This is a genomic window from Streptococcus salivarius, from assembly GCF_002094975.1.
Lineage (GTDB): Bacteria > Bacillota > Bacilli > Lactobacillales > Streptococcaceae > Streptococcus > Streptococcus salivarius_D.
On sequence record NZ_CP015283.1, the window covers coordinates 1353250 to 1375398 of the forward strand.

Genomic DNA, 22149 nt, shown 5'->3' on the forward strand with positions numbered 1-22149 from the left:
GGGAGTCACTATGCTAGAAGCTAAACATATATCAAAAACATTTGGAGATCGTCAGGTTCTTGTTGATGTCAATCTACAAGTGAAACAGGGAGATGTGGTTGTCATCTTGGGACCATCAGGTTCAGGAAAAACAACTTTCTTACGTTGCCTTAATCATTTGGAGAAAGCTGATGGAGGTCAATTAACAATTTCAGGTAAGGACTACTCTTTGGATAAGTTATCAAAGAAAGATATTTTAGATATCCGAAAGAAAACAGCTTTTGTATTTCAACATTACAATTTATTTGCAAACAAGACTGCCATTGAGAATATCTTGGAAGGTTTAGTGATTGCTAGGAAAGTTCCCAAAAGTGAAGCGCAAGAGATTGCTGAAGAAGCACTTAAAAAAGTTGGTCTTCTGGATTTTAAAGATTACTACCCATCACAACTTTCAGGAGGACAACAACAACGTATTGGTTTAGCTAGAGCAATAGCAGTAAAACCAGAAGTTATCTTGTTAGATGAACCAACATCGGCCCTTGATCCAGAACTAGTTGGGGATGTTCTGGATGTCATGAAACAACTTGCTCATGAAGGAACAACAATGGTAGTTGTGACTCATGAGATGGGGTTTGCACGAGATGTAGCTAATCATGTCGTTTTCATGGATGGTGGTCATGTCATCGAAGAGGGGAGTCCAAAAGACATTTTTTACAGACCAAAAGAAAAACGTACCCAACAATTTTTGGCACGTATTCTTTCTGATGCTAGTTATGATTTGGAATATATGATTTGATCCATCATTAATAAGTTGTAATTAGAGTATATAATTCTTGTATAAATAAAATAGGCTGAGGTTATTTCTCAGCCTATTTTATGTTTCCTATATGTAATGTTAGTTTATATAGTCCTTAACTCCCACAAAAAAACCAAGACTTTCGTCTCGGTTTCATCTCATCTTATGACACGACATGTCCGTCTTTGTCGAAGGTATAGAGTTTACCATCGATGAGGACAGAGCGGTTTGTGTATTTTTCACCTGTTTTAGGGTCCAAATAGTAGGTGTAGTTATCGACTGTGACAAAGCGTCCTAGGACTTGTTTGCCTTCAGCGTCGAAGTAGAGGACCTTACCATCAACTTCTTGGAAGCCGGTCACTTTCTCACCTTTGTCATTGTAATAGTAGTTATCGCCCTTATCGTAGACAATGCGATTGCGATAAGCTGGTTCACCCTTGCGGTCAGCGACTACACCATTGTCATCAGCATTATAGGCTCTGTCTCCGATGACAAAACGTCCTGTTTCAAGGTTTCCGCTAGCTCGGAAGTAGTAGTTCTTGCCGTCGATGGTTTGCCAACCGGTAAGAGCAGCTCCGTCGTTGCCATAGTAGCGTGTTGGGTAGTATGGGAAGCGTGGAGAACCTTCGTAGTTGTATGATTTTGAAAAGGCATTACGTGTCATGATACCAGTCAATTGGTCAAATTGGTAAGTCTTACCATTGATTGTGACCTCTGTGCCTTTGGCTTGGCGGCCATCTTCATAGAAATAGTAAGTGACGCCATCAAAGGTCTTCAAGCCAGTGACTTTTTGACCATTTTCATAGAGATAACTTGTACCGCTACGATCCGTCTGCAATTGGTCAAAGTGGATGGCTTTTTCTTTTGCCGCATCAATACCCTTGGCATCAAAATTAAAGGTTACGCCACGATAAGTAAGGGCCTTGTTGGTTGTTGCAATGGCAACGTTTGTGGTCACATTTTGGCCATTTGGTGCTGTGAAGGTCATTGGTGTTGAGTCGAAATGGTAGAGGTGCCCATTAAGAATGTCCCATTGGTCAATAGTTGACCATTGTGATTGTCGGACACTGCTATATTTAGATCCAAGAATCTTACCATCATATTGATAAGGACCTTCTTTGATTTTACCATCAGTATCTGTGATATAGACGTCTTTAAGTTCATAATCATTTTCACCAGTACGCTTGAACTCAGGATAGAGACCGTTTGTCAAGAGTTTTCCATCTGTGCTAAAGAGCTGAGAGTTGACAACTCCTGTGTAGAGACTTCCTTTAGAGGTATCATTATCAGAATAGTCGCTACCGTAGTAACGGTTGCCATCAACTTCAAACCAACCTGTCTTGAAGGCACCATCACTTCCTGCGTAGTAGATTGTTTCAGAGAAGTCACCGTAATGGTCAGTGGATGTATCATGATAAAAGGCGTTTCGAAGAACAGCACCGGTGTCTTTGCTGGCGAAATAGTGTTTATCACCTATGGTGAAGAAAGCACCTCGGACTTGTTGGCCCTTATCGTTAAAGTAGTAGAGGTCCTTGTTAATAGTTTGTAAACCAGTGACCTTTTTACCATTAGCATCATAGTAGTACCATTCTTGATCGCTACCTTGAACAAATTGGTTTCGATTTGAGGTTTGAGCAGTTTTAAGAGTCGCCACACCATTGCTATCAAAGTTATAGACCGTACCGTTTAAGGTAAGTGAGCGATTAACCCACTTGTCACCTGTATTTGGATCGAAGTAGTAGGTTTTGCCGTCAATAGTAACCAGTTGTCCCTTGGCTTGGACACCATATTCGTGGAAATAAAGGTTCTGTCCGTTAATGGTTTGGAAACCAGACACGGCTTTACCATCAGCTCCGAAGTAGTACCAAGAGTTATCTCTATTAACGAATTGGTTGGTTACTGGATTTCCATTGTCTTTGTCGAAATAGTAGATATCGTTATCGTAGTAAAGGAAGTCCCCTTTGACTTGTTGACCACTATCATTGAAGTAGTGAAGGCTACCATCTACCGTTTGAAAGCCATGAAGCGCTTTACCGTCTTTACCAAAGTAATACCAATTCCCCTTGTCGTCAGAAACATAGCGATTGGTTACCATGATACCAGTCTTAGGATCAAAGTAATACTGTTGTCCGTTCAGGTTTTGAACGCTTGTCTTGTAGTCAGCTTGGCTACGGTCTAGGAATTCGGTGCGGAAACCAAATGGGGCTGAGAAGCCTTTAGTTGCCTTGTAATTGTCGAAGTAGTACCAGTTGCCCGACTTATCTGAGACAAAGACAGAATCAGGTTGATTACCAGTAGCATCAAAGTAGTAAAGATTGCCATTCTCAGTGATGAAGTCATCTTTTACCATCTTGCCATCTTTGTCGAAGTAGTAGTAACCAAAGTATTTATGGTTTGCATAATCAAGATATTGGCGACCTGTTACGCGACGTCCATTGTCTTTATCGAAATAGTAGCTATCACCATTAATAGTGACGATTTCGTTTTTAGCTTGTCGACCATCTTCGTGGAAGTAGAGGTTAAAGCCATCGATATTCTGAGCACCAGTGACGGGTTTCCCATCTTTGCCGAGGTAATACCAGTTGTGGTTGTTGTCTTCAATAAACTGGTTGCGTTTGTTCGTTTCAGGTAGAACTGCTGTCAAACGACCTTGGGCATCAGCATTGTAGGCTTGACCATCGATGTTGATAGAGGTATTGGTTACCTTACGTCCATTGGCTTTGTCATAGTAGAAAGATTGTCCATTTTCTGTGATAATCTCACCCTTGGCTTGCTTGCCATCCTCGTGGAAATAAAGGTCGAAATGGTCAACGTTTTGGGCACCAGTCAAATTTTTCCCATCTTTGAGATAGTACCAGTTGCCCTCAGCATCGCTCTTGAATTGACCGCCAGAAACGACAGTAGTTTCAACAGATTCTGGTGCTTGACTGTTTACTTCAGTGACTGTGCTAGCTGTTTCTGAAGTTGAAGTAGCAGTTCTCGTTTCGCCACTAGACAAATTGTAAGTGCTGCTTGCTTGGTCTTCTTTAAGGACTGGTTGTTTATCAGTTGTGACAGTAGCAGTTGTATCAGTTGCACTATTGGTTGCGACTTGATCAGCTTTTGCTGTAGCTACAGTTGTTTCTGTGACGAAATGATCAGGATCCTGGCTGACACTTTCAGGTGTGCTAGCTGAGGTAACTTGATTTGTAGCTTGTTCGTCGGCAGAGACACCAACTCCAATCAATGAGGCACCAAGTGCCAAACCAGACACGGCAATGGTAACCCATTGTTTTTTCACTTTATGAAGTTTAAAATGAACTTTATTTTCCATAAAAGTTCCCCTTTTCCTTTTTAATGACCCCATTCTAACATCTTTCATTAGAAGAATCAAACGCATTCATAAGATTTTCATGTTTTTTTCTAAAAATTGAAAATTCTTTCCAGATAAGGATTTGAGAAACAAAAAAGAATGCTAAAGGACTACTTTAGCAAGCTTCTTTTAATCGAGATGTATGGAAAATTAAAAAGTAAGCATTAGGAGTCCCCATTTTTGGCATAGCATTAACCAATAAAAGTATAAAAATACAGAAAAAGGCCCATTTAGACCAAGAAATATGGTATAATAGTTCGGTATTTCGCAAAAAATGGAGTATAAAAATGAGTATTTTTCGTAAAAAGGATGTCGGTCTCGCTCAGACTGAGATGAAACGACATCTGACCCTTAGGGATGTGGTCCTGCTGGGAATCGGTGCTATGGTTGGTACAGGAATCTTTACGATTACTGGTACCGCGGCATCGACTCTGGCTGGTCCTGCCCTGATTATTTCGGTCTTGATTTCAGCCGTGTGTGTTGGGATGTCAGCGATTTTCTTTGCTGAGTTTGCCTCACGTTACCCATCAGCCGGTGGTGTCTATGGTTACCTCTATGCTGTCTGGGGGGAGTATCCTGCCTGGATGGGTGGCTGGTTGACCATGATTGTCTTTATGAATGCCGTATCAAGTGTGGCCTCTGGTTGGGGTGCCTACCTCAAGGGGCTACTGGCTAGCTTTGGTCTTAAGTTGCCTCAAGCTATCAGTGGACCTTTCAATCCCAATCAAGGCACTTACATAGACCTCTTGCCAGTCTTGGTCTTGGTCTTGGTGACAGCTCTTCTTCTCATGAATTCTAAGCAGGCTTTACGTTTGAACTCCCTCTTGGTAGTGCTCAAGTTTTCAGCCTTGGCGGTCTTTATCTTGGTTGGCCTCTTCCATTTGAATCCTAGCAACTGGGCAGATTTTGCACCATTTGGCTTTGGTCAGATTTATGGAGGAAAAACTGGTATTATGGCTGGAGCCTCTCTCATGTTCTTTGGATTCCTTGGTTTCGAGTCTATCTCTATGACAGTAGACGAGATTAAAGAGCCACAAAAGAACGTTCCTCGAGGTATCGTTCTTGCCTTGATTATCGTGGCTTCACTTTATGCAGTGGTTTCTCTAGTCTTGACAGGAGTGGTTCACTATACCAAGTTGAATGTCGACGATGCTGTGGCTTATGCCCTTCGCTATATCGGTATTTCTTGGGCAGCCAACTACGTCTCTGTCGTTGCTATTATGACCTTGATTACGGTATGTATTTCAATGGCCTATGCCCTTAGTCGTATGGTTTATAGCCTGGCGCGTGATGGTTTCCTTCCCCAAACCTTCCAAAAGGTTTCAAAGACTAATAAGGTTCCACATCATGCGACACTTTTGACAGGCGTATTGTCAGCTATCTCAGCAGGAATTTTCTCCTTGGCCAACATGGCATCCTTGGTTAACATTGCGACCTTGGCTTACTTAGTTCTCTTGGCTATTGCTCTCATTATTCTTCGTAAGGACAAGGGCTTGCCACAGAAGGACGAGTTCAAGGTTCCATTTGTTCCGGTCTTACCAATTATCTCAATTATCGTCTGTCTCTCCTTTATGAGTCAGTACAGTTGGCAGACATGGTTAGCCTTTGGTTTGGCAGTGCTAATCGGTTCAGTTATCTATGCCTTTTACGGTTACAAACATTCTAAGTATTAAGATGAAAATGATAGTGCCATCTGGCCTATCATTTTTTGATATAATGGAAGGAAAGTAAAAGCAGGAGTAGATTGATGAAATCAGACCAGATGTGGCAAGCCTATAAGATTTTAAATCAGACAATCGGAGATAAGATTGATGCCTGGGCCTTTGGCGTGGAAGCAGATTATTTGGCAGAGCTCGTATTGATGGGGCAAAAGACAGCAACCAGTTCAGCTTTTGACTTGTATGCAGTGGGGAATGAACCATTGCCCAAGGAAAATGAACTGAGCGTCATTCTTGATAGTAAGGAGAATGCTATTTGTATTATTGAAACGACGAAAGTTGAGGTCATCCCATTTAAAGAGGTTTCTGAAAACCATGCCTACAAGGAAGGTGAAGGAGATCGAACCCTAGCTTACTGGCAAAAGCTTCATGAAAACCTCTTTAGCAAATGGTTGCATGAGGTTGGACTACATTTTAGTCAGGACAGTCTAGTTGTGTTGGAAGAATTTAGAGTTGTTTATCCTATAGATTGAAAGTTCCCATAGTTTTGGGGATTTTTTTTACTTTAAGGAAAGATTAACCTTTCTTTAAGTCTTGTCTTAGGTTTCTTGTGTTTAATAGAGGCATCTCAAAAGTAAGAAAGAGGTCTAACATATGACATACAAAGATACGAAACAAACACAAGAACGTTACGCCATTAAAAAATCATCAAAATGGAAAACAGCGGGTTCAGTCCTAGTAGCGAGCTTAATTTTTGGTAGCTCGGTCGTCTTAAATGAAAATAAGGCTTCAGCCGATGAGGCAAACACCGAATCAACACTCTCAACGGTTACGACGGGTGAAACCACTGCCGATTTGATTGAAGAAAGTGTTCAGACAGAATCTTCGTCAAATACTACTGAGACAAGTACAGACACTGATACAAGTACTACAACTACGACATCCGACACGGCTTCGTCAGCAACAAGTACAACATCCGACATAACAGATACATCGACAAGTAGTGAAACCTCTGATCATTCAAGCACATCCGCAACATCAGAAGCAAGTTCTTCTGAAACTGCTACAACAACTAATGAAACTTCAGAAACGGCAACAACTACTACAGATGAAAGCAGTGCTACTCATACAAGCACAAGCTCCACTGAAGCGACTGCTTCAGAGACAGCCTCAGTTCTAACTAACAATTCTTCAGATACTACGTCTGAGACAACAACAACTGAGTCTAGCAGTGATGATTCAGAAAGTACGACGACCACGATTACCTTTAATGGGACAACTGTGGTAACGAGTGATAGCAGCACAGTAACAGTTGACGGCACTACCGTTACCATTAATCAATCAGGTTCATATACTCTAACAGGTAATGGCTCAAGTTACACTATTATTGTGGCTGGTAGCGTGACGGATCCAGTTACAATCTACTTGGATGGAGTGATCTTAACAGATTCCTCAATCACTTCTAATTCCTCAGCAGAATTGACAGTGAATGTCCTTTCAGACAGTTCTATCTCTTCAACCTCTGCTAATGCAATCGAAGCAACGGGAGCTTTGACCATCACAAGCGGTACTGGAAGTAGCTTGACACTTTCAAGTACTGAAAAGCACGCCATTAAGGCTGATAGTGTAACGGTTGACTCTGTAACGCTTGATTTGACTTCTGAGGCCAAGGATGGCATCAATGCGACGACAGCTGTAACCATTAAAAATGCTACAGTTAACATCACAGCAACTGATGATGGTATTCAAGTCGAAGACGAAACAGATGTGAATAGTGGTGATTTGACAATTACCGACTCAACGGTAACCATTAATGCGACTGATAAAGGTATCACGGTTACGGATGAATTGACCGTTGAAGGCAATTCTAAAGTAACGGTCGTGGCGGGTGACGAAGGTCTTGAAGGACGCTATATCAATTTGACAGGTGGAACCGTTGACATCACTGCTGGAGATGACGGTATTAACGCCACTGAGTGGACGACCAAGGACAGTGCAGACACTTCAAGCCTAACCAACTCGACTTCTGATTTGGAAAATGAAGTTGCCATCAATATTGACGGTGCAACGGTTACAATCCTAGCAGACGGTGATGGTATCGACAGTAACGGGAATGTGACAGTTAAAAGTGGTTCTCTCTATGTCGCTCAGACAAGTGCAGATAATGCCGCTATCGACTACGATGGAACAGGTATCATCTCGGGCGGTATCGTTTGGGCCATTGGTAATCAAGGAATGGCTCAGGCCTTTACAACGGGTTCAAGTCAATCTTACATCATGGCCAACATTTCAGGTAGTGCAGGGGACACCATTACAGTCACTGATAGTTCCGGAAATGTTGTTGCCACAACGACAGCGACGTCTTCATTTGGAAATGTGGTCTTTAGTACCGAGAGTCTAACTTCGGGTGAAACCTATACCATCACGACCTCAAGTGGGTCGAGTGCCACTGCAACAGCTACTGAAGAAGGCACAAACAACGGTCCTGGTGCAGGTGGAATGGGTGGCTTCCCAGGTGGAAGCTTTGACAATACCTCAATGTCTGATAATTTCGGAGGCTATGGGGGACCAACTAGCTATGGTGGAAGCTCTACCAATACTGGTAGCATTAACACACCATGGGGACAATCTGGTTCAACAAGTTCCGAGAATACGTCTAGCACGAGTACTACAAGTTCAACAAGTCAGACAGCTAATACAGGACGTCCAACCCCACCAAACTTTGCTAGTCAAACAAGTAGCTCAAGCTCTACAAATACTAGCACTACGGCAAGCAACAGTGCTAGTCAACTAGCAGCCAACGCTTCAGAACTGACAGCAACAAACACAGCCCTATCAAGTCAAAGTACGTCAACTTCAAAAACTTCAAATCCTGAAGGAGCATCGCTTAAAACAAATACTTCTGTTGCTAACCAGTCGGCAGAAGAACAACCGACACAAAGCATGACTAATGCGACAGGTGTTGCCCAACAAGAAGGTCAAGAGACTGCTGAAAAGTTGGATAAGATCCAAGCTCAAAATCAAACTCCTGAAGCATCAAAAGGTCAGCCAAGAGAAGTTTCAAGTCAAAAGGAAAATGTAAGCCCAGTCGTACAAACGAATCTTGCACAGAAACAAAATACTCAAACAAGCTCTAAGGCTAACCAGTCTGACAAAAGCTCACAAACGAACCAAACAAGTAAATCAAGCCTACCAAATACTGGTGATGTGAGTAGCTTGGGACTAGGTGCATTAGGGGCTGTACTCATGACAACATCGTTTGCACTTAAAGGAAGTAAGCATTCTCGTAAGTAATCTCATCTTAGACAACAAATAAAAAAGAAGTTCTCTTGCCAAATGGCTTGAAAACTTCTTTTTTGTTTTATTTTTTAAAACTATTTTTAAGGCCTTCAACAGCACCTTCAACGCTATCTTTAACGTCTTCGAAACCATCTTTTGCTTTAGCTACAACTTTTTCAACAGCACCTTCGAGTTCAGTTTTTTTATCACCAGAAAGTTTGCCAGCGCCTTGTTTAAGAGCGCCTTTAGCTTGATTCAATTTATCTTCGATTCCCATGATAGAACCTCCTTTTTATGATGAGACCATTGTAGACAATATTAAACGGTAATGCAAGTATTTTGTTTAATAAGTGACAACATTAATCTTTCCTTTATCATATTCAGCGATGAAGATATCTGAAATGTTGTCATATCCCATTTTTTGAAGCTCTTCATTTAACCAATCCTCCGTTTTACCAATAGTATCAAGAATTTCTGTTTGAATGACCCCATCAGTAACGATTGGGTATTTCGGATTTTCATCACCCGCACGAACCACAATCAATTGGCCGTTCTGTTCAATAACTGCACGTTTAACCTCTTTAAGTTGAAAAATTCCTTGGGAACGTAATTTTAAAGCGACATCAGAGGCTGAAAGTCCTTTAGAGCGACAAGCTTCAGGATCTAGTTGACCATGTTTGATGATGACAGTTGGTTTACCGTCAATCAAATGTTTGATAAAGAGAATATTGGTAATTAGCCATTTTAGAAGTAAAATCAAAATCGTCCAAATAATCAAAATCACGATATATTGGAGGATTGAAACGGTACTACTATAAATTGTACCACCGAGGATTGCACCAAGAACAAAGTTCTGTACTTGGTCAGTAGCTGAGCTAGGTGCTAGGTTTCCTTTACCTGTTAAATTGATAACAAAGACGAGTGAAATAAGCCCCAAAGCTAGTTTAATTGCAACAGTAAGATAAAAAGATGTCATTTTTTAACCTCCACGAGTTCAACATCAGACTTGTAAAGTTTTATTTGTTCTAGCAAGTAGCTGTCAGGTTCTGAACCTGAGATGGCACGATAGTACTTGTTTCCAACTTTGAGGATAGCGCCATCTGTAGTAGTAGAAGTATTGACATAAACCTTGCTCTTATCAACGTCAAGATTTTTAGACACAACCTCGATAAAGTGAAGAGATGCTCTAAATTGGTCGTTGTTAGATTGATTGCTTTGGAAATTACTGATAGCAATTAGAACCACGGCAACTAAGGTTAAAATAGAAATAATAGAGAGTTCACGAAACTTAGTATCATGGCGTTCTTTGAAGGCTTTAAAAGCAAATACACCGGTCACTAAAATAAGTCCTGCAGTAATGGCAACCATAACCCAGTTTTGTTGGCTAATCTGACTTAGCACATAGTCATAGGAATAGAATTTCATTGAGAGATTTCCTTTCATAATATCAATAACATTATAGGTTAAAAAGTCTTTAAATTCAATCAATCTATCCGAAAAATGAAGGAATGAGTAGGATTCTTAAAGGAAATTTGCTATTGAAATGACTTGCAGCCATTAAGCCAAAATCTTATGATTTCTTTAAGGACTCTGTTGATATTTTCACAAATTATGCTTATAATTGAGGTAATTACTCGTCAAAGTCTGTTTGTGATTTGCTGATGATGGAGCTTACTGGCTATAGGTGATTTTTGGAACATCCGCTTTAAAGTGGAACTGATTCATTTATCATGATGTGAGTAATCATCTATGTTAAGACATAGATTTTGAGTCTATTCATTCTTATATAAGGAGTTTTTATGTCTGAACCATTATTTTTACAATCTGTTATGCAGGAGAAGATTTGGGGTGGCACGCATTTGCGTGATGTCTTTGGCTACGACATTCCAAGCGACCATGTAGGAGAGTACTGGGCTATTTCCGCACACCCAAATGGTGTTTCTACTATTAAAAATGGTCGCTATGCCGGTCAAACTTTAGATGTTCTTTATGCAGAGCATCGTGAATTGTTTGGAAATCGTCAGGAACCTGTTTTTCCACTTTTAACTAAGATTTTGGATGCCAATGATTGGCTTTCAGTTCAGGTCCATCCAGATGATGCTTATGGACTTGAACATGAAGGTGAACTTGGTAAAACAGAGTGTTGGTATATCATTGCTGCTGAACCAGGTGCTGAAATTATTTATGGCCACAATGCCAAATCAAAAGAAGAACTGCGTCAGCAAATTGAAAGTAAGGATTGGGAAAATCTTTTGACTAAGGTTCCAGTTAAAGCAGGTGATTTCTTCTATGTGCCAAGTGGTACCATGCATGCTATTGGTGCAGGTATCTTAGTTCTTGAAACCCAACAGTCAAGTGACACAACCTACCGTGTGTATGACTTTGACCGTAAGGATGACCAGGGCAACCTGCGTGAGCTCCATCTGGAAAAATCTATCGATGTCCTAAATATTGGTGAACCTGCCAACAGTCGCCCAGTCACAACAAAAGTAGATGACCTCAAATCAACGCTTTTAGTAGCAAGTGATTTCTTCGCCGTTTATAAATGGGAGATTTCAGGTAAGGCTTATTTTGAAAAGACTGCAGATTACAGTTTGTTTAGTGTACTTGACGGTCAAGGAAGTCTCCTTGTTGATGGTCAAGAATATCCAATTGCAAAAGGAAGCCACTTCATTCTACCAAGCGATGTTCAAGCTTGGGAAATTCAGGGAGAGCTTGAATTGATTGTTAGTCATCCTTAATTAAACTATCAAACTAGACGAGATAAGAATCTTGTCTAGTTTTTTCGTACAATGATACAGAAAATTTGCAATTTTAAAAACCTTTCCTAATAAGTCTGAATAGCTTGAAGTTCCAAACTAATCATGTCATACTAAGTAAGTTGACTAAAATAGTAATAAACAAGTTATCTTTTTTGAGATGATATCTTGTTTGTCTTAGATCGGAGAAACTTATGTTAAAAAAAGGAGGCCTTACAGCTTTATTGTTGTTTGGTATGTTCTTTGGAGCCGGAAATCTGACCTTTCCGCCTCAGCTAGGCTTTGAATCTGGAGGTCATTTTTGGCCTGCGATTGCAGGGTTTGTCCTATCAGGTATTGGTATTGCCATCCTAACGCTGGTGATTGGGACCCTAAATCCTAAGGGGTACATTCATGAGATTTCACAAAAAATCTCGCCTAAGTTTGCCCTAGTCTATTTGGCAGTCCTTTATCTGTCTATTGGTCCTTTCTTTGCCATTCCTAGAACGGCAGCAGCAGCCTTTTCGATTGGCTTCTCGCCTTTGATTGGCAGTGGACATACCAGCCTTTGGCTCTTTGTCTTTACCGTAATCTACTTTGCTTTAGCACTTTGGATTGCCATGAACCCATCTAAAATTCTAGATAGTATTGGACGTATCTTAACACCTGTCTTTGCTATTATGATTGTTATGGTTATTGTGGCAGGAGCACTTAAATACGGTGGTCACAGTCCTCAGGTAGCTAGTCAGGCCTATCAGGCTTCTGCTTTTGGTAAGGGATTCTTGGAAGGCTATAACACCTTGGATGCCTTGGCTTCTGTGGCCTTCAGTGTAGTGGCAGTAGTCACCCTCAACCAATTAGGCTTTAAGTCTAAAAAAGAGTATATTTCGACTATTTGGGTTGTTGGTTTTGTAGTGACGCTTCTCTTTGGTGCTTTATATTTGGGACTCGCCTTTTTGGGCAATCATTTCCCACTCCAAGTGGCAGGCCTACCAAAAGATGCCAATATTGGTGCTAGCGTCTTGTCACAAGCCACACAAGCTATCTTTGGACCAGCGGCTCAAATTTTCCTAGCTATCATGGTGACAGTGACTTGTTTCACAACAACCGCAGGACTTATCGTTGCGACTGGGGAATTCTTCCACAAGGCATTTCCGAAAGTATCATACAAGGCTTACGCTATTCTCTTTACCTTGATTGGGTTTGCGATTGCCAACTTGGGACTTAACAATATCATTGCTTTCTCAGTGCCAGTGCTTTTGATTCTCTACCCAATCACGATCACGATTGTCATGATTGTAATTGCCAACAAGTTCGTGGCCTTGTCTAAACCAGGTATGCAGGTCACAGTTGCTGTAGTCACTCTGATTGCCTTGCTCAGCGTTCTTGGTAGCCAGTTCGAGCTTGCAGGACTAAATGCCCTTATTAACTTCCTACCATTGTCAGGAGCTTCCTTACCATGGTTGATACCAGCCATCTTGTGCATCCTCTTGTCTCTCATCTTACCAGATAAGATTAAGAGCGAAAGCTTTGAAATGGAATAAAAATAAAATCCTATCACAATGTGATGGGATTTTTTGTGTGGGGTGAAAAATGAGTTAAACATTAGATAAATAAAAATAGTTAGATTTTATAGAAAGCGCATACAGAAAACCGTTTGCTGTGATATAATACACTTGTATTATTAAATAATCGGAGTAATTATGAATAAAATTAAAGTTGTAAGTAATCCTTACGAGAAGACAGTAACTTTTTGTCGCTACGACTTATCTAGTGAAAGTTGGATAACAATAAATAGTGAAAATAACTCAAATAGTAAGTTGGTTTCAGCCGTTTTTCAACGTGGCTTTTTTCCTTTTAAGGTATATGATATTTTAAAAGAAATTGAAAATGAGTATTCTGTTCCAGATGAAAAACTTGAATTAATTTTTGAGGGGCCAAATGATGAAAAGCAACAGTTAGAAGAAGCATTAAAAGATGAGCGCTTTTCAAATATTATTTTATCATCATCTACAAGCTATTTAGAGAACGCACGCGATGTTCTGCCAGAAATTAATCGTATTTTTAAAAATCTTGAGCCACTGATTATAAAGAATATTGGGGAGAGCAACAAGGAGATTGAAACACAGTTAAAACGCTTTTCGGATGCCTCCGGAGATACAGTTCCTATCTGTGTATTAGGAACCTATAGTGCAGGGAAGTCAACTTTTATCAATGCCTTGATTGGGCAGGAATTACTCCCAAGCGCTGAGACTCCTGTGACCGCTAAAATCTATAAAGTTACGGCTAGTTCTTATGAAGATCGTGCCAAAATCTCTTTTGTATATAAAGATGAAAGAGTCGTTCTCACTTTCCATGATAATCAAGTATTTTATGATGGATTGAATGTCACTGATTCATTTGGTAAGAAAGTCGATGGTATCTTGAATACTTCTTTTGATTCAATCATTTCAAAGCTACATGCAGTATTAGAAGTTATCAATGATTCTGCTGACGAAGGCGTTGGAGATTTAATCGAAATACTTGTCCCATTTTCAAAAGGTATTTTAGGAGATGTAGGTTCAAAAATTACGATATTCGACACTCCAGGTTCTAATTCATCAACTAATAGTCAGCATTCAGAAGTCCTAGCTAATGCCATGGCTGGTATGTCAAATGGCTTGCCAGTCTTTGTTACTGATAGTAGTTCCTTAGACAGCACTGATAATAGTAATTTAAAAGAAAAACTTATTTCAGTAGAAGGATTAGATGAACGGTTCACCATGATTGTGGTTAATAAGGCCGAAGCAGCGGCTCTAAGCTCGACTAATCTTAAAAGTGATTCTTTTAGAGATAGAATCATGAATCAAGCCATTCCAAGAGAATTATATGCTCAAGGTATTTATTACGTTTCATCAATTTTAGGACTTGGAGCGAAGTTAAATGGGCATTTAGAGGGAGAATTCTACTCTGAGCAATTTGATACTTATAGAGAGAAATACTCAAATCCTGAAACAAAATACTATAAGAAGCTGTATGAGTTTGACATTCTTCCAAGACAAATGTCTAATACTGTTCGAGCAACTGCTGAAAAAAGTTCCGACCTTATTTATGCAAATAGCGGTTTATTAACCATTGAGGATTCTATTAAAACCTTTGTTGACCGCTATTCACATTATGACAAGTGTCAACAGGCAAAAGCTTTATTAGATAAACTACTATTGAGAACAAATGCAGTAATTACAGAGAAAAACGAAGATTTACGTAGTAGAGAGGCAGAATTAGAGGCTAATCTTGATGGCCAAAAATCTGTCATTGTTGAAAGATTGAAATCCACTTCATTATCCCAAAAAAATGACCTTTTGATTAAGTATCCAAAGGAAATGAAGATTTTCCAAGAACGTCTAATGAAACAGATTGAAAAAGGGGATGTTCTAGACCGTTATAATGAAATACACAAAGAGATACTCTCATTAAATCCAACTTTAAATTTAACTGAGCATCAACAAATTGATATTAGTAATCTAAAGTTAGGAAATATCAGTAATGAGGTTAGTAACTATTTCAGTGTTACACGTGAGAACAAGACAAAGAAAATCAACTTAGAGAATCTAGCTTCTGCACAAACAGTCGACTATTTTAGAAATAAATTTGTAGAAGAACTTTATTTTTCAAGGATTGAATTTGAACGTATTTCTAGCAGTTTTTGGTCTAATCATGCTTCTGAGATAAAATCTCATTTTGAGCGTATTATTTCAGGTGATTTGGGACTTGAACCAGAAAAACGTCAAAAGCTTTCTCAATTGATTCTATCTTATGAAGAGATAGATTTTACTCAATTAAATCTTGAAAAGTTTAGTAAAGAAGAACTTAGTTATGTATTTAGATTGGGAGACTTTACTTTGAAATCAAGTAAAGTTAACGTATCTGGCCTTAAGAAGACCTATAATGATTTATTTAAATCAAAGATGACAGAATTTGCAGGAAGTATTTGTTCGGAACACGAGAAAGCTTTTAAAATTTGGCTAGTAAATCTTACAAGTATAATTGTTCAAAATATCATTGAATTTAGTCCAGAATTAAGTGCTTTGAATACGAAAATTCAGAGAACAAGAAACGAAGTTGCAAGCTTAGAGGAGCAACAGCAACAAATTGAAAATTATACTAACCAGATTAAACAAATGATTACTTGGAAATAGCTTTTTGTAGGTGAATCGTATGGGAATAAAAAACATTATTAATAAGGCAGGAGCTAAGGCTGCAGACAAGGTTGCGAAACTTTCAGCTTTGAGCCCTGAGCAACTCAAACAAGTTGAGGAGCAAAGAGAGAAGTATCTGGCTGATCAACCTAATATTAGCGATGAGGAGTTAACGAATCGTTTATTAGCTTCATGTGGAGTAGAAATTTTCAATTCGTATTTGGAACAAATAAAAGAACTTTATGTTCCTATAGAAAATAAGGTAGAATTTGGTACAGACTTTCAGGAATCATATAATATCAGGTATTTCAATATCACAAAATGGGTCGTTGACAAAAAAGAAAATAGTTTAGAAAAACTGGTTAATGTTTATGAAGTACTTTCTAACGAGGACTGTAATATTGCTCTCGTCTTCAATCGAACTGAAACCAATACAGAAGTTTTTCTAGCTGTAGTAAATACCAAGAATGATTCTGATAATGTCAATGTCGAAAATTATCGTAAGCGATTGTTAGAATCCATTAAAGGTAACTTTCCTGGATCTACAGTCCAGAATGAAAAGGGAATCGGTAGGATTCCTTGTCTAGCAAACTCTAAGCCTTATTCAGTGGCAACGGTGTCTAATTTACCAACTGCCAAATCTGAAAAATTTATTAGTCAAACCATCGAAAAATTGATTGATGGCATCATTCCGTCACAACCATCCGAAAACTATACCTTAATCCTTTTAGCAAGTCCTATTCAGGATATAGAAAATAGAAAGTTACGTTTATCTGAGCTATTTTCAGCTTTAGCTCCTTATGAAAAATGGCAAACCAACTATACTTTCACAGCTTCAGATGCAACGACTTCCATGGCTACTTTTGGAGTCAATGTTGGAGCAAGTGCTGGTATCCAACATGGTAAGAATCAATCAGTTAACCAATCTGCTGGGGATACGCAAACTAGTGGTCAATCTCAAACGGATTCGTCTGGTCAGACTGATGGTACCAATACATCTCATACAGATGGTACAAATAAAGGATCCACAACGACGGGAACAGTTGGAATGAGTTCTAGTTCAACTACAAGTGCTAGTGTTACTGCGGGTTCAAGTGCAAGCGTTGGTACAGCTGGTACTAAACTGGGAACTAACCACAGTGTTACTGCAGGAGTGAGTGAGACAGTGGGAGTTAACACTAGCCTTAGTCAGGCACTAACAAAGGGAATTTCATCTTCAGACACTATCGGTCAATCGACCGCAAAAACTGTTAGCCGTGCCCTTGCTAAAACTGCTAGTCGTGCCCTATCACAAACGGTTGGACAGACCTTGGGCTCTTCAAGTGGTGTTAACTTAGGTTCTAATATCGGTGCTAATTTTGCGCGTGCCTCAAATGTGACTGCGACAGTCGGTAAGAATGAGGGAATCACTCAGTCCTTTACCAATCATAATATTTCTCACGCCCTTAAGGTCCTTGAAGAACAGATGAAACGTTTTGAAAAAGGAACGGCTATGGGCATGTGGGAGTTCGCTGCCTATGTACTCAGTGAGGATCAAAATATTGCGAATAATGTTGCTCACACTTACTTAGCTTTGACCCAAGGAGAAGAGTCCTTTATGAGTCAGTCTTCGGTTAATTTATGGAGAGGGGATTTAGGTGAGAGCAGTGGTGACGCAGAGGAGATTGTAGCATACCTAAGAGAATTACGTCACCCTTTATTTGGATTGAACCCTAATTTGCTATTAGCTGATTCAACCTTTAGTGTCTACCCATCTATCGTGACATCAACAGTACCTCTTACTGGTCAAGAATTAGCCTTTTCATTGAACTTCCCAAGAAAATCTATTCCTGGACTACCGATATTAGAGTGTGCAGAATTCGGCCGAAATATTGCTAAATTTGATGAAGAAGATGTTACTGATAAGATGCTTCATTTAGGTGATATTTTCCATATGTATCATAAGGAAGATGTACCAGTAAATCTGAACCAAAACTCTTTAGCCTCTCATGTTTTTGTGACAGGTAGTACGGGATCTGGTAAAAGTAATACGATTTATCAACTCCTTAATGAAGGCAGAAAGAATGGCTTGAAATTCCTAGTTGTTGAACCTGCAAAAGGAGAATATAAGCATGTCTTTGGTAATCACGACGATGTTTCAGTTTATGGAACGAATCCTCAGTTAACACCATTGCTGAGGTTGAATCCGTTTAGTTTCCCTAAAGAAATTCATATTTTAGAGCATCTAGATAGACTAGTTGAAATTTTCAATGTATGTTGGCCGATGTATGCGGCTATGCCAGCTGTTTTAAAAAAAGCTGTTGAACAATCTTATCAAGATTGTGGATGGGATCTTCTTGAATCAAACAACCCTTATGGTAGACTCTATCCAAATTTCAATGATATAGCAGATAATATTAAGACAATTATTGATTCCAGTGAATATGATGATGAGAATAAAGGTGCTTATAAGGGAGCCTTACTAACTCGAATCGAATCTCTGACAAACGGTATTAATGGACTTATCTTTTCAAATGATGAACTCACAAATGAACATCTATTTGATACGAATGTCATTGTTGATCTCAGTAGAGTTGGTTCCACTGAGACTAAATCCTTGCTAATGGGTATTTTGGTATTGAAGTTGCAAGAGTATCGCATGACTAATGGGGATATGAATGCAGAATTAAAACACATCACTGTGCTTGAAGAAGCGCATAATCTCTTAAAACGCACATCAACAGAACAAATGTCTGAATCAGCTAATCTCCTAGGTAAGAGTGTGGAGATGTTGGCAAATGCCATTGCTGAAATGCGTACCTATGGGGAAGGATTTATTATTGCTGATCAAGCACCAGGTCTAATGGATTTGTCAGTTATCCGAAATACTAATACTAAGATTATCATGCGATTACCTGATTTTTCAGATCGTGAATTAGTAGGTAAGTCAGCTAATCTAAACGATGACCAAATCATAGAACTCGCCAAATTACCAAAGGGTGTTGCAGCAGTTTATCAAAATGAATGGATTCAGCCAGTTTTATGTAAGGTTGAAAAAGTTGAGCATGATTCTAATACATTTCAGAATACATTTGTAGGAAGTGCTACGTCTAAAAGTTTCAAAGCCAACAATGTCAAATCGGTTATTTTAGATTATCTTATAACAAATTGGATGACCAAAGGTAAGCATGTAGATTGTTCTAGTGTAAGTGAATTGATATTAAATTCAAATATCAGTTCAAAGATTAAAAGGCTTCTTATGGAAGTCAATGATTCTAGCGGGGACGTTAATTTGAAGAGTTTGAGAGAACTTGTGTATGAATTGCTAGATGCCAATAGGGCAATCGAGAAATCAAAGGATGAAGACGATATTCATGATTGGGTTGACACTGTTGTACATAACTTCCAACTACCTATCGAATCTTACCCTAAAGAAACGATTAATATCATCTTGGCATTGGTAATTGAAGAACATCAGTTTCGAGATTCCTCTTACGAAAATCTATTTAAACGTTTTGTAGAAGTTCAAACAAAAGAAGGGGGCGTATACTAATGGAAGGAAAAAATCTTGAAGCTGAAAAAAATACTGCCGATAATTTTAAAAGTATTCTCCCAAAGGATAAATTGTCTGGACAAGACATTAAAAATTTTACAAAATCACTATTTAAAATAAATGACAATAATTTTGAAAAGCAATTTATTCCTAGCACAAATGGTAACTGGACTGGTGAGCCTGGAAATTCGAAATGGATTCCTGATCCAAACTATGTCCCGCAGAATACACAAACTAATCCAGAACAGAAAACGATTAAGGAAATATTTCAACCATATGGTATTGATGGAATTACCTTTAAAAATTTTGAACCAGATTTTACACCTATAGCTAAAGAAAGCTTTAAATTAAAAAACTTTTCAGAAAAAAGGAATAAAAATTTTAAACAAGGTGATTTACAATTAGCTATCAAAATGGGAGTCAGTCCCGAAGAGGCAAAAGCTTATAGAAAAGAACATAGGCTAACCTATCATGAAAGAAGTGACATGAAAACCTTAGATCTAGTACCTATAGATGCCCACGGTGCAATTCCACATAAAGGTGGAATTGCGAAATGTAAAGAATTAATTGAGAAGAAAGGTAATGAATCATGATAGAGTCAAAATTTGGTGAATTAGAATTTGATTTTGGGTATTACACCAAGCTTGAAGTAAATTTGTTTTCACAGTCTCAAATTGTGCCAGTTGATTTTTCTGCGTATTATGAAAATGATGGTATTACAGAACAGCAAGAGTCGGTATATTCTCAGTTTTTAGAGGAAAAAGATAAACAGTTAGAAAAGCTTCAAGCCCTGTTGATAGCTGAATTTGGTATTGAAAGTAAACAGAGATTTAGTTTAAGTGAATTGTACATCGAGAGAACTGGAGAACTAGCATTCCTATTTGATGATTCTGAAAATCCTGATGAAGGAATTGTTGTCCAGTTGTTACCTAAGGTATTGATTACCAGTCAATCTGTTTATTTGTAGATTTATCAAGGTAATAAAGTCATCTATTTGAATCCTATCACACTTGTGATGGGATTTTTTCTCCCTCAAGTCACTATAAGTGCGAAATCTTCTCAAAAGCGTTACACTTAAGGCGTGGAGATGAAAGTATCTATTGAAGGGAGTGTTAAAAATGTCAAATCTAAATAATCATACTATCTATCTTGCTGGTGGCTGTTTCTGGGGTGTTGAGGAGTATTTTTCTCGCGTACCTGGTGTGCTTGATGCGGTTTCGGGTTATGCCAATGGCCGTAGTGAGACAACTCGCTATGAGCTTATCGGTCAGACGGGCCACGCTGAAACCGTTCAGGTGACCTATGATGCTAGCAAGGTATCCTTGCGTGAGATTCTGCTACATTTCTTCCGTATCATCAATCCTCTGAGTAAAAACAAACAGGGCAATGATGTGGGTAGCCAGTACCGTACGGGTGTTTACTACACGGATGTAAATGATTTATCGACTATCGAGCAAGTTTTCCAAGAAATGACTGAGCAATACGGTCAGCCTTTGGCGGTTGAATTGTTTCCACTTCAGCACTTTATTCCTGCTGAAGATTATCATCAAGATTATCTCAAGAAAAATCCTAATGGTTACTGTCATATCAATGTCAATCAGGCAGCTAGTCCTGTTATTGATGCTAGTGCTTATCACAAGCCAAATCGGGAGGAACTTAAGGAAAGTTTGAGTCCAGAAGCCTACGCTGTGACTCAGGAGAATGGAACAGAACGGGCCTTTACGAGTCCGCTTTGGAATCAGTTTGAGCCTGGGATTTATGTTGATGTGGCGACTGGTGAGCCACTCTTTTCATCAAAGGACAAGTTTGATTCAGCCTGTGGCTGGCCAAGTTTCTCTAGACCCATTAGTCCTGAGGTAGCCAACTACAAGGAAGATCATTCTCACCATATGGATCGTATTGAGGTTCGTAGTCGTGTGGGCGACTCCCATCTAGGTCATGTCTTCCCAGATGGGCCAAGTGATAGAGGTGGTTTACGCTACTGTATCAATGGGGTAGCGACACGATTTGTTCCTAAAGCTGACATGGCAAAAGAAGGCTATGCTTACTTGCTTGATCAAGTGGACTGATTAGTTATTCTGAAGGAATGAATTATTTACTAAAAAGAGGTTGGTTCCCCTTGGTTCTAACCTCTTTTTTCATGACAGAAGAAGATGTAAATAAGATGAAAGCCTTTTAAACCTAACATGATATGTAACCTAACCATTCAGGACAAAAAAGTGACCTTTCATTACATTTTTTTACAATTTTATACAAATTGTTTTACGTGTCAAACTAAAAAGTAGTACATTATAACAGTGAGAAATCTAACAAGTGTCAAAGTGTTATTTTTCTATAGATTTTGCTAGTTTTGGTGTCTGTAAACATTATTGTACTTTGTGTAATAACTAGTCTTCCCAACCTCCCAATTATGATTTTATATGTCTTAACTTACCTAAACATAGCTAGCAAAAGAGTATAAATTTCCATAAAGAAATATGACAGCACTTGTTAGATTTTGTGATAACATTCAGATAGTTCTAAGGACTATTATATTGTGCTAAACCTTTTTGACGGAGCTTATTATGGAATTGCTGAATAAACTACTCATATTAATAGCCATTTGTGTCTTGTGGTTCTTGTCTTTTCTTTTACTTC

Annotated in this window: 15 protein-coding genes; 11 read left to right on the top strand and 4 right to left on the bottom strand. The window is 39.0% G+C overall.

Annotation, left to right across the window (positions count from 1 at the left end):
• Positions 1-10 precede the first annotated feature (10 nt).
• Positions 11-775, top strand: coding sequence for an amino acid ABC transporter ATP-binding protein (locus V471_RS06355; RefSeq protein WP_021143941.1), 765 nt, complete (start codon positions 11-13; stop codon positions 773-775).
• A 163-nt stretch (positions 776-938) separates the two neighbouring features.
• Here V471_RS06355 and V471_RS06360 read toward each other — a convergent pair whose 3' ends face one another.
• Positions 939-4088 (bottom strand): KxYKxGKxW signal peptide domain-containing protein, encoded by a 3150-nt coding sequence (locus V471_RS06360; RefSeq protein WP_084871273.1) that lies wholly within the window; start codon positions 4086-4088, stop codon positions 939-941.
• Positions 4089-4414: 326 nt separating this feature from the next.
• Here V471_RS06360 and V471_RS06365 point away from each other — a divergent pair, with 326 nt between their 5' ends.
• The 3 genes from V471_RS06365 (at position 4415) to V471_RS06375 (ending at position 9079) form a co-directional block, all read left to right on the top strand.
• Positions 4415-5800 (top strand): amino acid permease, encoded by a 1386-nt coding sequence (locus V471_RS06365; protein WP_084871274.1) that lies wholly within the window; start codon positions 4415-4417, stop codon positions 5798-5800.
• Between the two features lie 74 nt (positions 5801-5874).
• Entirely contained in the window at positions 5875-6318 is a 444-nt protein-coding gene (locus tag V471_RS06370; RefSeq protein ID WP_073949580.1) for an ASCH domain-containing protein, read from the top strand.
• A 121-nt stretch (positions 6319-6439) separates the two neighbouring features.
• A complete protein-coding gene (locus V471_RS06375; RefSeq protein ID WP_084871275.1) occupies positions 6440-9079 on the top strand; it encodes a carbohydrate-binding domain-containing protein in 2640 nt (879 codons plus the stop codon).
• 67 nt (positions 9080-9146) lie between these two features.
• On the opposite strand, the gene V471_RS06380 is transcribed toward V471_RS06375, so the two are convergent.
• The 3 genes from V471_RS06380 to V471_RS06390 form a co-directional block, all read right to left on the bottom strand.
• A complete protein-coding gene (locus V471_RS06380) occupies positions 9147-9341 on the bottom strand; it encodes a CsbD family protein (RefSeq protein ID WP_084871276.1) in 195 nt (64 codons plus the stop codon).
• 66 nt (positions 9342-9407) lie between these two features.
• The gene (locus tag V471_RS06385) at positions 9408-10040 is read right to left on the bottom strand and encodes a DUF421 domain-containing protein (RefSeq protein ID WP_002885232.1); all 633 of its coding nucleotides are present in this window, start codon (positions 10038-10040) and stop codon (positions 9408-9410) included.
• A complete protein-coding gene (locus tag V471_RS06390) occupies positions 10037-10489 on the bottom strand; it encodes a DUF3290 family protein (protein WP_002885310.1) in 453 nt (150 codons plus the stop codon). The genes V471_RS06385 and V471_RS06390 overlap by 4 nt, the downstream gene beginning before the upstream one ends.
• A 374-nt stretch (positions 10490-10863) precedes the next feature.
• Here V471_RS06390 and manA point away from each other — a divergent pair, with 374 nt between their 5' ends.
• The 7 genes from manA to msrB all read left to right on the top strand — a co-directional run bounded on the left by manA (position 10864) and on the right by msrB (position 21581).
• A complete protein-coding gene (gene manA / locus V471_RS06395) occupies positions 10864-11805 on the top strand; it encodes a mannose-6-phosphate isomerase, class I (RefSeq protein ID WP_013990384.1) in 942 nt (313 codons plus the stop codon).
• Between the two features lie 212 nt (positions 11806-12017).
• On the top strand, positions 12018-13346 hold the full coding sequence (gene brnQ, locus V471_RS06400; protein ID WP_084871277.1) for a branched-chain amino acid transport system II carrier protein: 1329 nt from the start codon (positions 12018-12020) through the stop codon (positions 13344-13346).
• Between the two features lie 159 nt (positions 13347-13505).
• On the top strand, positions 13506-15980 hold the full coding sequence (locus tag V471_RS06405) for a dynamin family protein (protein ID WP_084871278.1): 2475 nt from the start codon (positions 13506-13508) through the stop codon (positions 15978-15980).
• Positions 15981-15999: 19 nt separating this feature from the next.
• Positions 16000-19512 (top strand): helicase HerA domain-containing protein, encoded by a 3513-nt coding sequence (locus V471_RS06410; RefSeq protein WP_084871279.1) that lies wholly within the window; start codon positions 16000-16002, stop codon positions 19510-19512.
• Positions 19512-20105: an HNH endonuclease gene (locus V471_RS06415; RefSeq protein ID WP_084871280.1), complete on the top strand. Its 594-nt coding sequence runs from the start codon at positions 19512-19514 to the stop codon at positions 20103-20105. The genes V471_RS06410 and V471_RS06415 overlap by 1 nt, the downstream gene beginning before the upstream one ends.
• Positions 20102-20479 (top strand): hypothetical protein, encoded by a 378-nt coding sequence (locus V471_RS06420; protein ID WP_049528082.1) that lies wholly within the window; start codon positions 20102-20104, stop codon positions 20477-20479. The genes V471_RS06415 and V471_RS06420 overlap by 4 nt, the downstream gene beginning before the upstream one ends.
• Before the next feature lie 151 nt (positions 20480-20630).
• Entirely contained in the window at positions 20631-21581 is a 951-nt protein-coding gene (gene msrB / locus V471_RS06425) for a peptide-methionine (R)-S-oxide reductase MsrB (RefSeq protein WP_084871281.1), read from the top strand.
• Positions 21582-22149: the final 568 nt, after the last annotated feature.

Excerpts from the sequence above, each read along its gene's own strand:
- V471_RS06385 (WP_002885232.1), bottom strand. The coding sequence starts at position 10,040 with ATGACATCTTTTTATCTTACTGTTGCAATTAAACTAGCTTTGGGGCTT.
- V471_RS06365 (WP_084871274.1), top strand. The coding sequence starts at position 4,415 with ATGAGTATTTTTCGTAAAAAGGATGTCGGTCTCGCTCAGACTGAGATG.
- V471_RS06360 (WP_084871273.1), bottom strand. The coding sequence starts at position 4,088 with ATGGAAAATAAAGTTCATTTTAAACTTCATAAAGTGAAAAAACAATGG.
- V471_RS06420 (WP_049528082.1), top strand. The coding sequence starts at position 20,102 with ATGATAGAGTCAAAATTTGGTGAATTAGAATTTGATTTTGGGTATTAC.
- V471_RS06390 (WP_002885310.1), bottom strand. The coding sequence starts at position 10,489 with ATGAAATTCTATTCCTATGACTATGTGCTAAGTCAGATTAGCCAACAA.
- msrB (WP_084871281.1), top strand. The coding sequence starts at position 20,631 with ATGTCAAATCTAAATAATCATACTATCTATCTTGCTGGTGGCTGTTTC.
- V471_RS06375 (WP_084871275.1), top strand. The coding sequence starts at position 6,440 with ATGACATACAAAGATACGAAACAAACACAAGAACGTTACGCCATTAAA.
- V471_RS06370 (WP_073949580.1), top strand. The coding sequence starts at position 5,875 with ATGAAATCAGACCAGATGTGGCAAGCCTATAAGATTTTAAATCAGACA.
- brnQ (WP_084871277.1), top strand. The coding sequence starts at position 12,018 with ATGTTAAAAAAAGGAGGCCTTACAGCTTTATTGTTGTTTGGTATGTTC.
- V471_RS06415 (WP_084871280.1), top strand. The coding sequence starts at position 19,512 with ATGGAAGGAAAAAATCTTGAAGCTGAAAAAAATACTGCCGATAATTTT.
- V471_RS06405 (WP_084871278.1), top strand. The coding sequence starts at position 13,506 with ATGAATAAAATTAAAGTTGTAAGTAATCCTTACGAGAAGACAGTAACT.
- V471_RS06410 (WP_084871279.1), top strand. The coding sequence starts at position 16,000 with ATGGGAATAAAAAACATTATTAATAAGGCAGGAGCTAAGGCTGCAGAC.
- V471_RS06355 (WP_021143941.1), top strand. The coding sequence starts at position 11 with ATGCTAGAAGCTAAACATATATCAAAAACATTTGGAGATCGTCAGGTT.
- V471_RS06380 (WP_084871276.1), bottom strand. The coding sequence starts at position 9,341 with ATGGGAATCGAAGATAAATTGAATCAAGCTAAAGGCGCTCTTAAACAA.
- manA (WP_013990384.1), top strand. The coding sequence starts at position 10,864 with ATGTCTGAACCATTATTTTTACAATCTGTTATGCAGGAGAAGATTTGG.